The 12,762-nt window shown below is 54.0% G+C and carries 13 protein-coding genes and 1 other RNA gene; 5 read left to right on the forward strand and 9 right to left on the reverse strand.

The annotated features are described in order from the left end of the window. Positions 1-58: 58 nt before the first annotated feature. The 3 genes from FHW04_RS14810 to smpB form a co-directional block, all read right to left on the reverse strand. Positions 59-1,114, reverse strand: coding sequence for an integrase domain-containing protein (locus FHW04_RS14810; RefSeq protein ID WP_227021953.1), 1,056 nt, complete (start codon positions 1,112-1,114; stop codon positions 59-61). Between the two features lie 192 nt (positions 1,115-1,306). After that, positions 1,307-1,668: a transfer-messenger RNA gene (gene ssrA, locus FHW04_RS14815) on the reverse strand. Positions 1,669-1,711: 43 nt separating this feature from the next. Beyond that, positions 1,712-2,194, reverse strand: coding sequence for an SsrA-binding protein SmpB (gene smpB, locus FHW04_RS14820; protein ID WP_046288168.1), 483 nt, complete (start codon positions 2,192-2,194; stop codon positions 1,712-1,714). 158 nt (positions 2,195-2,352) lie between these two features. On the opposite strand from smpB, the gene FHW04_RS14825 reads away from it, so the two are divergent. Then, a complete protein-coding gene (locus FHW04_RS14825) occupies positions 2,353-2,787 on the forward strand; it encodes a type II toxin-antitoxin system RatA family toxin (protein ID WP_031376296.1) in 435 nt (144 codons plus the stop codon). Next, entirely contained in the window at positions 2,780-3,073 is a 294-nt protein-coding gene (locus FHW04_RS14830) for an RnfH family protein (RefSeq protein ID WP_031376295.1), read from the forward strand. The genes FHW04_RS14825 and FHW04_RS14830 overlap by 8 nt, the downstream gene beginning before the upstream one ends. An 87-nt stretch (positions 3,074-3,160) precedes the next feature. On the opposite strand, the gene bamE is transcribed toward FHW04_RS14830, so the two are convergent. From bamE to nadK, 3 genes are all read right to left on the reverse strand, one after another. Next, positions 3,161-3,508 (reverse strand): outer membrane protein assembly factor BamE, encoded by a 348-nt coding sequence (bamE, locus tag FHW04_RS14835; RefSeq protein ID WP_031376294.1) that lies wholly within the window; start codon positions 3,506-3,508, stop codon positions 3,161-3,163. Between the two features lie 186 nt (positions 3,509-3,694). After that, positions 3,695-5,356 carry a DNA repair protein RecN gene (gene recN / locus FHW04_RS14840; protein ID WP_089561659.1) on the reverse strand — a complete coding sequence of 554 codons (1,662 nt, stop codon included), beginning with the start codon at positions 5,354-5,356 and terminating at the stop codon, positions 3,695-3,697. Positions 5,357-5,440: 84 nt separating this feature from the next. Continuing rightward, positions 5,441-6,319 carry an NAD(+) kinase gene (gene nadK, locus FHW04_RS14845; RefSeq protein WP_031376292.1) on the reverse strand — a complete coding sequence of 293 codons (879 nt, stop codon included), beginning with the start codon at positions 6,317-6,319 and terminating at the stop codon, positions 5,441-5,443. A 122-nt stretch (positions 6,320-6,441) separates the two neighbouring features. On the opposite strand from nadK, the gene grpE reads away from it, so the two are divergent. Further along, the gene (gene grpE, locus FHW04_RS14850; RefSeq protein ID WP_031376291.1) at positions 6,442-7,023 is read left to right on the forward strand and encodes a nucleotide exchange factor GrpE; all 582 of its coding nucleotides are present in this window, start codon (positions 6,442-6,444) and stop codon (positions 7,021-7,023) included. A 57-nt stretch (positions 7,024-7,080) separates the two neighbouring features. On the opposite strand, the gene ung is transcribed toward grpE, so the two are convergent. Then, positions 7,081-7,761: a uracil-DNA glycosylase gene (gene ung, locus FHW04_RS14855; protein WP_089561660.1), complete on the reverse strand. Its 681-nt coding sequence runs from the start codon at positions 7,759-7,761 to the stop codon at positions 7,081-7,083. A gap of 243 nt (positions 7,762-8,004) precedes the next feature. Here ung and grcA point away from each other — a divergent pair, with 243 nt between their 5' ends. Continuing rightward, positions 8,005-8,388, forward strand: a complete 384-nt coding sequence (gene grcA / locus FHW04_RS14860; protein WP_031376289.1) for an autonomous glycyl radical cofactor GrcA — start codon at positions 8,005-8,007, stop codon at positions 8,386-8,388. Positions 8,389-8,604: 216 nt separating this feature from the next. On the opposite strand, the gene srmB is transcribed toward grcA, so the two are convergent. Further along, a complete protein-coding gene (srmB, locus tag FHW04_RS14865) occupies positions 8,605-9,933 on the reverse strand; it encodes an ATP-dependent RNA helicase SrmB (protein ID WP_094106159.1) in 1,329 nt (442 codons plus the stop codon). Positions 9,934-10,088: 155 nt separating this feature from the next. On the opposite strand from srmB, the gene trmN reads away from it, so the two are divergent. Beyond that, on the forward strand, positions 10,089-10,838 hold the full coding sequence (gene trmN, locus FHW04_RS14870) for a tRNA(1)(Val) (adenine(37)-N(6))-methyltransferase TrmN (protein ID WP_031376287.1): 750 nt from the start codon (positions 10,089-10,091) through the stop codon (positions 10,836-10,838). Here the strand turns inward: trmN and nadB are convergent. Further along, positions 10,823-12,445, reverse strand: a complete 1,623-nt coding sequence (gene nadB / locus FHW04_RS14875) for an L-aspartate oxidase (protein WP_069728760.1) — start codon at positions 12,443-12,445, stop codon at positions 10,823-10,825. The two genes, trmN and nadB, sit on opposite strands and share 16 nt — an antisense overlap. Positions 12,446-12,762: the final 317 nt, after the last annotated feature.

Below are 12,762 nucleotides of genomic sequence, written 5' to 3' on the forward strand. Positions count from 1 at the left end.
TCTGAATTTGCGGCGGGCTGGAGAAAGGGTAATTCTGAAAATGAAGGTTCCGACATTACTAAGTGAGCGTTGTATCTAATCCTGGGGGCAGGTCACGAAGACCATGAGCAACCAACTTACCGCCATAACCCATGCGCTTTAACGCGGCATTCGCAGTCTGGCTATTCATTGGTTGTTTGGGATCGTTACGGCTTGGAAAAACATGTTGCCTGTTAGAGCTTAGAGGCCGCATAACCTCGAGAATTTCCAAAGCTTGTTTCGATAAAGGAACGACATGTTCACGCTTGGCCTTCATGCGCTCTGCTGGAATAACCCAAAGTTTCGAATCTAAGTCGATTTCTGCCCACTCTGTTCCCGAGGCTTCTGAAGGTCTTACCAGGGTGAGTAGTTGCCACTCTATTAAACATCGGGTGGCTATTGAGAGATTGGACATCACTAATGAACGCATTAGCTTTGGCAGTTCTTCCGGTCGTAATGTCGGCATGTTTTGCTTTTTGGGTTTTTCAAAAGCCATCCCAACACCTGAAGCAGGGTTAGCATCAATCAACCCGGTGTTGACCGCATATATCATGATCTCGTTAATACGCTGAACAAGACGGCGAACTGTCTCAAGCGCTCCGCGCGCTTTGATAGGCTCAAGCGATTCTACTATCGTTCTAGCTTTAAGTAGTTGGACAGGAATTTCACCAATAGCGGGAAAAACATCCTTTTCCAGCGATCGCCAAATATCCTTCGCGTAATCCTCAGTGACGCTTTTGCTTTTGAGCTGGAACCACCTTCCGGCCACAACTGAAAAAATGCTATCCAGCTCAATTTGTCGTTGCTCTGATACTTCCTCTTGCTGTTTTTGCGGGTCAATCCCTTGCGCAAGTAGCGATAGATACTGGTCACGCATCTGGCGTGCTACAGCGAGCGTCAGGGCAGGGTAAGAGCCTAGGCTCAGATTTGTGCGGCTACTACTATTTGGTCGCTGGTAGCGAAAACGCCACAGCTTCTTACCTGATGTTTTGACGAGCAGGAAAAGTCCATCGCCATCATGCAGTGTGAAGTCTTTCTCTTGAGGCTTAGCTTTGAGGATTTCGTTATTGGTGAGTGGGCGTGTCATCCGCGCCATGACTGGTTTCCGTCCATAATTGGTACACGTTTTTGGTACACATTATAACGTGTACCAATTCGTGTACCAATTATCTCTGGATTCAGGCGGATCGCCTCGGAAGGTTACAGACACAAAAAAGCCCGCAGGGCTTGTGCCGTGCGGGCTTTCAGGACTTCTGCGGATGGCACTGGAACCATCTTTGAAGAATTTTGGTGGAGCTGGCGGGAGTTGAACCCGCGTCCGAAATTACTACACCGTCGGCACTACATGCTTAGTCAGTTTTTACATTCGCCGGTTAGCTGCGAACAGACACGCCACTAACAGACTAGCCTGATTGGATTTAACGCTTCAACCCCAGGCAAGGCATCCACGCGATCTCTTTTGGGTTTGACTTCTCTTGATCCCCGTCTTAAGAGCGGAAGCTAGGGAGAGAAGGCTCTAAGCAGGTTATTAAGCTGCTAGTGCGTAGTTTTCGTCGTTTGCGACTATTTTTTTGCGGCTTTTTACGAGGCAAACCGCCCCTCGGCATGCTCCTAAGGCTTCACAATCCCGTCGAATCCAGAATCAGCCCCAGAACTTCAAATACTAGCAAAAAAGCAGGTCAGAATCCAGCGCTTAACGCTTTGAATTCTTCATGATACGTGCTTTATCCAGTTGCCATTCGCGGTCTTTGATATCGTCACGTTTATCATGCTCTTTCTTACCGCGTGCAACACCAATCTTCAGTTTACACCAGGCGTTCTTCCAGTAGAGCGAGAGCGCTACGATGGTATAACCTTCGCGATTGACGCGGCCATACAGTGAATCCAGCTCACGTTGCTTCAGCAGCAGCTTGCGGCTACGCGTGGGATCGCACACCACATGGGTGGAGGCAACGGCTAAGGGTTGAAAGGTTGAACCAAACAGGAACGCTTCGCCATCGCGCAGCAGAATATAGCTGTCGCTGATGTTGGCTTTGCCGGCACGAAGTGATTTAACTTCCCATCCTTGCAACGATAATCCCGCTTCATACTCCTCTTCGATGAAGTATTCGTGGCGGGCGCGTTTGTTCATGGCAACAGTGGCAGAACCGGGTTTGTGTGATTTTTTCTTTGTCATAGTGCGGCGTATTTTACATCACTTAGTCGGTTATCGCATCCCCAGTCCAGCGGGGCAGCAGGAAACGGGATATTCTAGCACACCCTTACTCGGGGGCATTTTTGTTTAATCGCTGAAAATGCTATTATTCAGCGGTTTCGTGATGAACAGGAACCATTATGGCTCAGATTAGTCGTTCGGCGCTGGTCCCGTTTAGTGCCGGGCAGATGTACAAACTTGTAAATGATGTGGATGCTTACCCGCAATTTCTGCCGGGTTGCACCGGAAGCCGCGTGCTGGATGCGTCAGAGAATCAAATGACCGCGTCCGTGGATGTGTCGAAAGCAGGCATCAGCAAAACATTTACCACCCGCAATACCCTGACGGATAACCAGAGCATTCATATGCAGCTGGTTGACGGGCCGTTCCGTAAGCTGACCGGCGGCTGGAAATTCATCTCGCTGGGCGATGACGCCTGCAAGGTTGAGTTAAGCCTGGAGTTTGAATTCACCAACATGCTGGTAGAGATGGCCTTTGGTCGGATCTTCAAAGAGCTGGCCAACAGTATGGTGCAGGCCTTCACCCAGCGTGCCAAAGAGGTTTACAGTGCCTGATATTTCGGTTGAGGTGGTCTACGCGCTGCCTGAAAAGCAATACCAGCTCTACGTCAAAGTGGAGCAGGGCAGCACGGTAGAGCAGGCGATACAGCAATCCGGAATTCTGGAACTGCGCCGTGAAATCGACCTCAGCAGTAATAAAGTAGGTATCTACAGCCGGGCCGTGAAGCTCAGTGATGTGGTGGATGAAGGCGATCGGATTGAAATCTATCGACCGCTGATTGCCGATCCTAAAGAGCTGCGTCGTCAACGCGCAGAGCGCTCTGCATCCGGTAAAAAGTAAGCAGCAGACGGCAGGGCAGCAATGACCTGTTAATCCGCAGCATAAAAAAAGGCGCTCAGTGCGCCTTTTTTGCTGTCTGCCGTTTAGTTAGTCGCTTTTTTGCGCCAGATTCGGCTTGTTGTCGATATTGGTCAGGACGCCGTTACCATCAAAATTGAGCGTCAGCGTCTGCTGCTGAACGCGCTCATGGCCTGGTTCCTGACGGAAAACGTAATACCAGACGTTGCTGCCGAACGGATCTTTCATCATTGGCGTACCGAGCGTGTAAGCCACCTGCTGCTGGGTCATACCGGTGTGAATCTTGGCCACATCATTGGCAACCAGATAGTTACCCTGGTTGATATCAGGACGATATACCACGCGCTCTAAGGTGGAACATCCGGCGGTCATCATCAACATTACCACTGCCGCGGCAGTCAGCGTTTTACAGCGCATCTATACATTCCTTTTCCGGGGCCAAACGCCTTTTACAGGCTGTTTTTTTGCCAACAAAATCTGAACTCTGCCTGCGGCAGGCTTTATTACTTTGGCGACATAAGTGCCGATGATAATAAACCTTTTCGCTATTGGGAACCTCTACAGAGCATGCATATGACCACGGCAGGTTAAAAAAGTGCGCTATCAGGCGGCTAAAAGTTCTTTGGCGTTAGCCAGGGTGTTGCGTGTAACCTCGCTACCGCCCAGCAGTCGCGCCAGTTCCTGCAGCCGCGCGCGCTTGTCCAGCGGCTGCATATGGGTTTCGGTCATGGCGCCATCGGTCTCTTTGCTGACAAAGAAGTGCTGATGACCACAGCCTGCTACCTGCGGCAGGTGAGTCACACACATCACCTGAGTCGATTCGCCCAGCTGGCGCAGCAGTTTGCCTACTACGGCGGCGGTCGGACCGCTGATCCCGACATCGACTTCATCGAAAATCATCGCTGGCGTTTCCATTTTCTTCGCAGTGATGACCTGAATCGCCAGCGCGATACGGGACAGCTCACCGCCGGAGGCGACTTTGCCAAGCGGCTGCAGCGGTTGACCAGGGTTAGTCGTCACCTGGAAGTCGATGCGGCTGGCACCTTCAGCAGTCAGCTGATCCGGGTTAAAGGTCAGGGCAATCTTAAACTGGCCGTGCGGCATAGAGAGCAGATGCATGCTCTGGGTAATCAGCTGCTGCAGCTCCTCAGCGTACTGAGTGCGGTGCTGATGAAGCTGCTCCGCGCTTAACAGGGCTGCCTGATAGTGCTCGCCAACCAGCGACTGCAGGCTCTCCTGATCGCTTTCATGCTGTGACAGCAACTCCGCTTCCGCCAGTAACTGCTGATGCAGTTCAGGCAGATTTTCCGGCGTAACGTGATGCTTACGCGCCAGAGCGATCTGGCGTGAAATACGCAGCTCCAGTTCATACAGACGATTCGGATCGAGATCGAGGCTGTCGCAGTAATGACGCAGCTCGTCGCTGGCTTCACTCAGCTGAATGGCCGCTTCTTCCAGCAGGTTATAAACCCCGTTCAGTTTCTCATCCAGCGAGGTCAGCTCAGACAGCATCTCACGAGCGCTGTAGAGCAGGCTGCAGAGATTGTTATCGTCGCTATCCGCAAGCAGTTGCAGCGCCTGCTGACTGGTCGACAGCAGCTGTCCGCTGTTTGCCAGCCGCTTGTACTCTTCGTCAATCTGCTCATATTCACCAGCCTGCGGTGCAAACTCGTTCAGCTCTTTCAGCTGATATTGCAGCAGTTCGCGACGTGCTTCACGCTCCTGAGCCTGCTGCTGATGCAGTGCCAGGGTGCGGCAGCTCTGATGCCAGGCCTGATAATGAGTACGCATGCGCTGCAGCAGATCGTCATGACCGGCGTAGGCATCCAGCAGATGTTTCTGGTGCTCAGGTTTGAGCAGCAACTGGTGCGCGTGCTGGCCGTGAATCTGAATCAGTAACTGGCCGAGGTCGCGCAGCTGCGACAGCGGAACCGCCGTGCCGTTGATGAACCCGCGTGAGCGTCCGTCCGCGCTAATCACCCGACGCAGCAGACACTCATTGCCATCATCCAGATGGTTATCCATCAGCCAGCGCTGAGCAGAAGGGGAGGACTTAAGCTGGAAGCGGGCGCAAAGATCGGCCCGGCTGGCGCCCTGACGCACCATGTCGGCATCTGCGCGACCGCCCAGGCATAATCCCAGGGCATCAATCGCGATAGATTTACCGGCACCGGTCTCACCAGTGATTGCTGTCATACCGCGTTGGAAATCAATGTCGAGCTCACGAACGATAGCGAAATTACTGATGGTCAGTTGGGCCAGCATAGGTTCACCTGTATGAATAAACACATATGGTTTTTCATACAGTATAAACTGGAATTTTATCCAGTAAAGAGGCGGCACGGCTTTTCAGAACAATTTTTTTGACCAGCCCAGTTTCGAACTCAGCGTATTGAAATAGCTGTAGTTTTTAGGGTGAATCAGATTCAGGTGACTGGCACTGCGTCGGATCAGCACATCCTCACCTTCCTGGATCGGCAGCGCAATCTGGCTGTCGCAGCTGATCTCTAGGTCGCTCCGGCGTGAAGAAAAGCGCAACCGGATGGTACTGCTGCTGTTAATCACCAGCGGACGGGCCGACAGCGTATGCGGGAACATCGGCACCAGCACAATTGCCTCCAGCGAAGGCGTGAGTATCGGGCCGCCGGCAGAAAGCGAGTAGGCGGTGGAACCGGTCGGCGTGGAGATAATCAGGCCGTCTGAGCGCTGGGAAAAGGCAAACACTTCATCGATATAGACTTCAAACTCGATCATGTGCGCCACTTTTCCGGGATGCAGCACCACTTCATTGATCGCCGAGCCAATGCGTGGCGAACAGTCTGATTTACATACCTGGGCTTCCAGTAAAAAGCGGCTCTCAACGAAGTAGTTGCCCTGCAATACTTCATCCAGTTGCTGCTGCGCATTATCCGGGTCGAGATCGGTCAGAAAGCCGAGGTTGCCGCGGTTAATGCCAATAACCTTGATGTCATAGCGCGCCAGCACCCGGGCCGCGCCCAGCATATTGCCGTCACCGCCGACCACCACCGCCAGATCTGCCTGTTGACCAATCTCAGCCAGCGTCCCGGTCTGGACGTCGTGTAGCGCCAGCTCCTGCGCGATTTGCTTCTCCACGATCACTTGATAACCTTTGGCGGTCAGCCAGCGCCAGAGCATCTCATGCGTGGTTAACGCGGTGGGATGGCGTGGATGACCCACAATACCAATGCAGTTAAAGTGTTTGTTCATCGAGTGGGTGTTCCTTATAAGCCAAAACGGCAAGGCAATGTGATAGGTTCCCTTGAAACCGTCAAACCGATCCCCATAATAAGCCAACCAGCGAAATGAATGTGCAAAACGCGGAGAAATTCATGAGTAGTAAAGAACAGAACACCCCAAACGAGCAAGTCTCAGACGAAATTCAGCAGGATCAGCAACAACCTCAGGAAGCGGAGACAGCGGCTGAGGTGGATCCGCGTGATGAGCGTATTGCTCAGCTCGAAGCTGAATTAGCGCAGTCGCAAACCGGCGTGCGTGATGCACAACTGCGTGCGCAGGCTGAAATTGAGAACATTCGTCGCCGTGCCGAAATGGACGTTGAGAAGGCGCATAAATTCGCCCTGGAGAAATTTGCCAACGAATTGCTGCCGGTGATCGACAGTCTTGAGCGTGCGCTGGAAGTGGCGAACAAAGAAGACGCGCAACTGGCTCCGATGATCGAAGGGATTGAACTGACCCTGAAAGGTCTGCTCGGCGCAGTCCGCAAATTCGGTGTAGAAGTGGTGGGCGAAACTGGCGTGCCATTCAATCCCGAAGTGCATCAGGCGATGTCGATGATGGAGTCTGAAGAGTTTGAACCGAACCAGGTGATGCTGGTGATGCAACGTGGCTACACGCTGAATGGCCGCTTACTGCGTCCGGCGATGGTGGCGGTTGCCAAAGCGAAAGGCTGATTTCACGCCTGAATCCGTTCCACGGCCGCGCAGTGTCGCGGCCGTGTGCCTTGCTGCTTATTCAGGCAGTACCGGCGTCCAGTCAATCGGTTCCTGACCGGCTTCACGCAGTATGGCGTTAGTTTTCGAGAAGTGCTGACAGCCAAAAAAGCCCCGATGCGCCGAGAGCGGCGAAGGGTGCGGCGCCTGCAATACGTGATGGCGCTGACGGTCAATAATGCTGCCTTTCTTCTGTGCGTGGGAGCCCCACAGCAGGAACACCACCCCTTCACGATGCTGGTTAATCGCGGCAATCACATTATCGGTAAAGGTTTCCCAGCCAAAGCGCGCATGGGAATGGGCCTTGCCCGCTTCCACTGTTAACACCGTATTCAGCAACATCACGCCCTGTTTCGCCCAGCTTTCGAGAAAACCATGGTCCGGCTTCTGAAAGCCCGGAATGTCCTGCAATAGCTCTTTGTAGATGTTTTGCAGCGACGGCGGTACCTGCACGCCGGGCAGCACCGAAAAGGCCAGTCCGTGCGCCTGTTTAGGGCCGTGGTACGGGTCCTGACCCAGAATCACCACTTTGACGTCGCCTAACTCAGTCAGGCGAAAGGCATTGAACACATCCTTTTGCGGTGGGTAAACCGTCACGCCTGCAGCACGCTCATCCGCCACGAGTTTCAGCGTCTCGGTAAAATAGGGTTTCTGTTTCTCTTCAGCCAGCACGTCGTGCCAGGTCAGCTTTTCAGCCATAATCCACTCCCTTAAGGTTTGTGCCGTAAGCTTAGCCGTTCCTGCCCCTGAGCTGAAGGGCAAAAATATTTTTAATAATGCAAAAAAAGTTAATATCAGCAGCGGTTTGAGATCAGTCAGTTAGCGAAAAAGGAGACTTTATGACCGGTTAAAATTGACCCAGGTCAAGGCTGACGGCGTGGGAGAGTGCTATACCGGAGCCTCAAATTTGATTCATTCACGCATTGCCCTGGAGGCGCTGACATGATTACTGGTATCCAGATCACACAAACTAATAAACCCCAACTCCTTAATTCTTTCTGGCTGTTAGACGAAGAGAAAGCTCAGGCTCGCTGCCTGTGTGCCAAAGGCGACTATGAAGAAGATCAGGTGGTTGCGCTTAGCGAACTGGGTGAATTCACCTACCGTGAAGTGCCGGTAGAAATTAAACCGCAGGTGCGGGTAGAAGGCGGTCAGCATCTGAACGTCAACGTTCTGCGTCGTGAAACACTGGAAGATGCCGTTAAGCATCCTGAAAATTATCCGCAGCTGACCATTCGCGTTTCCGGTTATGCGGTGCGTTTTAACTCACTGACGCCAGAACAGCAACGCGACGTGATTGCCCGTACTTTCACCGAAAGTCTCTGAGTGACATCAGTTAACCGGCGCTGAAAAATAACGCAAAGCGCACACAGCAATTTTTATCAGAATATTAATAAGATAGCAGCCAGATTGGCTGGCGGTGTGGTGGCAGTTATCGCCGGATCGCCATCAGACACTGAAAATGGCACCAACTGCCTGTTACTGATGATTAAATCAAAAAAATCGCCTCTGATGAGGCGATTTTTTTATGGCTGCGATGATTTATTCCGCATTCTCATTAGCCGGCGCGCTGCCGCTCGGCTTGCGGCGTTTACCGATATTTTTGGCATCGCGGTGACGTTTTTTCACCCGCGGTTTTTCAGCTTCGCTGGATTTCTTCTCAGCTCGCTTAGCCAGCGCCTTTTTCGACGGTTTCCCGGTGGTTTTGGCGTGCGGCGCGCGCGTCTCAGGACGCAATTCATCCACCACGCGGGCTTTCAGCGGCTCATTGACGTAGCGGCTGATTTTACCCAGCAGTACGTAGTCATGCGCTTCGACCAGCGAGATCGCGATTCCTTTGCGGCCGGCACGGCCGGTACGGCCTATACGGTGCAGATAGGTATCAGCGGTGCGCGGCATATCGAAGTTAAAGACGTGACTGACTTCCTCAACATCAATACCACGCGCCGCGATATCGGTGGCGACCAGCACGTTGACCCGGCCTTCACTCAGACGTTTAATCGCTTCGTTACGCTTGGCCTGCACCATCTCGCCTTCCAGATAGCTGCTACGAATCCCCGCTTCGTGCAGCCAGCTGACCAGCTCATGCAGACGCTCACGTTTACGCACAAACACGATGCAGCGCGTCACTTCCGGCTGTTTCAGCAAATGAACCAGTAATTTGGTTTTATGCTCCAGATCGTCAGCGCGATAGTACCACTGCTGGATCTTTTTACGTTCACGGCGGCTGGGATCGGCTTCCAGTTCAACCGGATCGTTCAGCAGACGCTCGGCGAAGTCTTTGATGTTTTCGCCTTCCAGCGTGGCGGAAAACAGCAGCGTTTGCTTGCGCCAGCGGGTTTCTGCCGCGATGGTTTCGATATCCTGTGCGAAACCCATGTCCAGCATGCGGTCCGCTTCATCGAGCACCAGCGTTTCAACTGCGCGGCAGTCAAAGTTCTCTTCTTTGATGTATTGCAGCAGACGACCGGTGGTCGCCACCACAATGTCCTGGTTTTCGCTGAACACTTCAGCGTGGTTCATATAGGCCACGCCGCCGGTGATGGTAGCGATATCCAGATGGGTATGTTTCGCCAGTTCACGCGCCTGGTCGGCGACCTGCATCGCCAGTTCGCGGGTTGGTGTGACGATCAGAATGCGGGGCGGGCCAGATTTCTTACGGGGGAAATCAAGCAGGTGCTGCAGCGCCGGTAGCAGATAGGCGGCAGTTTTCCCGGTCCCGGTAGGTGCCGAACCCAGAACGTCGCGGCCCTCAAGCGCGGGCGGAATTGCAGCAGCCTGAATCACTGTTGGGCGCGTAAAGCCTTTTTCCTGCAGCGCTTGCAGCAGGCTTTCGTCGAGTTCGAGTTCGGAAAATGTGGTTACTGTCATGGTCTACCTCAGTTTGGGGCGCTGATTATAGACAGATCAGACATAATCTTCATCTGTTAATCCGCCAGGTATGGTCTGCTGCGTGAATTCCCTTACCTGTCACGTTACACTTATGCGCTGCCGCACGGCAGAAAAAAAGTGAATGGTAGCGACCCATGATGCACGATAAGCCGCGTGAGCGGCCCCAGTTAAACAAGAACGGATTTACCTTTAAACAATTTTTTGTCGCGCACGATCGCTGTGCGATGAAAGTCGGTACCGATGCCATTCTGCTCGGTGCCTGGGCACCGGTGGCTGGCGTCAGACGGATTCTGGACATTGGCAGCGGCAGCGGACTGATCGCGCTGATGCTGGCGCAGCGCACGTCGTCGCCGGTTGAGATTGATGCGGTCGAGTTAGACGGTGAGGCGGCGCAGCAGGCACGCGAGAATGTACAGCAGTCGCCGTGGCCGCAGCGTATTCACATCCATCAGCAGGATATCGCCCGCTGGGCCGAAGACTGCGAGCAGCGTTATTCGCTGATTGTCAGCAATCCTCCGTACTTTGCGCCTGGCGTAGCCTGTTCCACTGCGGCGCGGGACAGCGCCCGTGCGACCCGCACCCTCGATCATCAGACCCTGTTACGCAGCGCAGCGTTGCTGATTGAAGAAGAGGGGATGTTCTGCGTGGTACTGCCCACCGCGACCGGCGAAACGTTTATCAGCCAGGCGCTGGCCGATGGCTGGCATTTACGTTTTCGGCTGGACGTGGCGGAATATGCTCATCGCCCGCCGCATCGCGTGCTGCTGGCTTTCTCTCCGCAGGCCGGCGAAACGCTGCTGGAGCGTCTTGCCATTCGCGCGCCCGACACCCACTATTCCGAAGACTGGTGTTGCCTGACGCGGGCATTCTACCTGTTCCTGTAACCGGGCGGCGTCAGGATGGTCGGCAGCGCTTCGGGTAACAGGTCGGGATAGTCGCGGATGTAGTGCAGTCCGCGGCTCTCTTTTCGCTCCAGCGCGCAGCGCACCATGAGATCGGCGACCTGCACCAGATTCCTCAGCTCCAGCAGATTGTTAGAGAGGCGGAAGTGATGGTAATACTCATCAATTTCCTGCTGCAGCAGCGTGATGCGGCGCAACGCCCGCTCAAGGCGCTTGGTGGTTCGCACAATGCCAACGTAATCCCACATAAACAGCCGCAGCTCGTGCCAGTTATGCTGGATGATCACCCGCTCATCCGCATCATCGACCTGGCTTTCATCCCAGCCGGGCAGGGTAGTCACCGCTTCGACGTCGGGCAGGGTGCGAATCAAATCCTCCGCGGCTGACCAGCCATAAACCAGACACTCCAGCAGTGAGTTGGACGCCATCCGGTTAGCGCCGTGCAGGCCGGTATAACTCACTTCACCAATCGCATACAGGCCATTGAGATCGGTACGCCCCTGCTGATCGACCATCACGCCGCCGCAGGTATAGTGCGCGGCAGGCACAATTGGAATCGGCTGTTTGGTCAGATCAAAGCCAAAGGTCAGCAGCTTGTCGTAAATCATCGGGAAGTGAGCGCGGACAAATGCTTCCGGCTGATGACTGATATCGAGATACATGCAGTCCACGCCCAGCCGTTTCATTTCGTGGTCTATCGCCCGGGCGACGATGTCACGCGGCGCCAGTTCAGCCCGTTGATCAAAATCGGGCATGAAACGGCTGCCGTCAGGACGCAGCAGCCAGGCACCTTCGCCACGTAATGCTTCGGTTAGCAGGAAATTCTGCGCCTGCGGATGAAACAGGCAAGTCGGGTGAAACTGGTTAAACTCCAGATTGGCGACCCGGCAGCCGGCACGCCACGCCATCGCAATTCCATCGCCAGAGGCAATATCGGGATTGGTGGTGTATTGATAGACTTTGGCTGCGCCGCCGGTTGCGACCACGACGGCGCGGGCGCTACAGGTTTCCACCTGCTCGCGATTGCGGTTCCAGATCCACGCACCCACAGCACGGCGTGGTCCGGGCAGGCCCAGTTTGTCTGAAAGAATGAGATCGACCGCGTTAGTGCGTTCCAGAATCCGGATGTTGGGATGGCTCAGCGCCTGACTGACCAGCGTGGTTTCTACCGCGCGGCCGGTGGCATCGGCACTGTGCAGAATGCGGCGATGACTGTGGCCGCCTTCACGGGTCAGGTGATAGCGCATCTCGCCTGCCGCCTGCGGATCGATATCAAAGGCGACCCCGTTATCAATCAGCCACTGCACGCAGTGACGGGCATTGCTGGCAATAAACGAAACGGCGTCGCGATCGCACAGGCCGGCACCGGCAATCAGCGTATCCTCCACGTGCGACTCAATGCTGTCGGTTTCATCGAACACCGCCGCGATACCGCCCTGCGCATACAGGGTGGAGCCCTCATTGACCTGCGCTTTGCTGAGCACCAGCACCTGATAATGTCTGGCCAGCCGTAACGCCAGCGACAGGCCGGCGGCACCGCTGCCCACAATCAATACATCACACTGATAATCCGGATTTGCATTTGTCATGGTGTTTAATTTACTAAACAAGAATAGGCCTGAGCATAAGCGTTAAGCCGGTTGCTGTGAAGTATTTTGAACAAATTTTCCACGCGCCAGGCAGCGTCAGGCTAAATGTCGCTAACAATCAGCAGGTTAAATTCGGGACGGTTTAAAAAGTGTTTTTTATACCAAACTTAATTAAGCGCAGGGATTTAAAGATGAAAAAGCCGTTGTCATAGGTTACTCTGCCTGCGATTTACGCTCCCTGTACTGAACGAAAATGAACAAGCCGGATAATCACCAGCGGAGCGGTAAATATTAGGGCGATAAGTGAACTTCGCACC

The sequence above is a fragment of the Pantoea sp. AN62 genome (assembly GCF_050432985.1).
GTDB lineage: Bacteria > Pseudomonadota > Gammaproteobacteria > Enterobacterales > Enterobacteriaceae > Pantoea > Pantoea brenneri.

Bases quoted from the DNA above. Each gene is read 5' to 3' on its own strand.
- FHW04_RS14810 (WP_227021953.1), bottom strand. From the start codon at position 1,114: ATGGCGCGGATGACACGCCCACTCACCAATAACGAAATCCTCAAAGCT.
- trmN (WP_031376287.1), top strand. From the start codon at position 10,089: ATGATGCACGATAAGCCGCGTGAGCGGCCCCAGTTAAACAAGAACGGA.
- smpB (WP_046288168.1), bottom strand. From the start codon at position 2,194: ATGACAAAGAAAAAATCACACAAACCCGGTTCTGCCACTGTTGCCATG.
- grcA (WP_031376289.1), top strand. From the start codon at position 8,005: ATGATTACTGGTATCCAGATCACACAAACTAATAAACCCCAACTCCTT.
- bamE (WP_031376294.1), bottom strand. From the start codon at position 3,508: ATGCGCTGTAAAACGCTGACTGCCGCGGCAGTGGTAATGTTGATGATG.
- srmB (WP_094106159.1), bottom strand. From the start codon at position 9,933: ATGACAGTAACCACATTTTCCGAACTCGAACTCGACGAAAGCCTGCTG.
- ung (WP_089561660.1), bottom strand. From the start codon at position 7,761: ATGGCTGAAAAGCTGACCTGGCACGACGTGCTGGCTGAAGAGAAACAG.
- recN (WP_089561659.1), bottom strand. From the start codon at position 5,356: ATGCTGGCCCAACTGACCATCAGTAATTTCGCTATCGTTCGTGAGCTC.
- nadB (WP_069728760.1), bottom strand. From the start codon at position 12,445: ATGACAAATGCAAATCCGGATTATCAGTGTGATGTATTGATTGTGGGC.
- FHW04_RS14825 (WP_031376296.1), top strand. From the start codon at position 2,353: ATGGCTCAGATTAGTCGTTCGGCGCTGGTCCCGTTTAGTGCCGGGCAG.
- nadK (WP_031376292.1), bottom strand. From the start codon at position 6,319: ATGAACAAACACTTTAACTGCATTGGTATTGTGGGTCATCCACGCCAT.
- grpE (WP_031376291.1), top strand. From the start codon at position 6,442: ATGAGTAGTAAAGAACAGAACACCCCAAACGAGCAAGTCTCAGACGAA.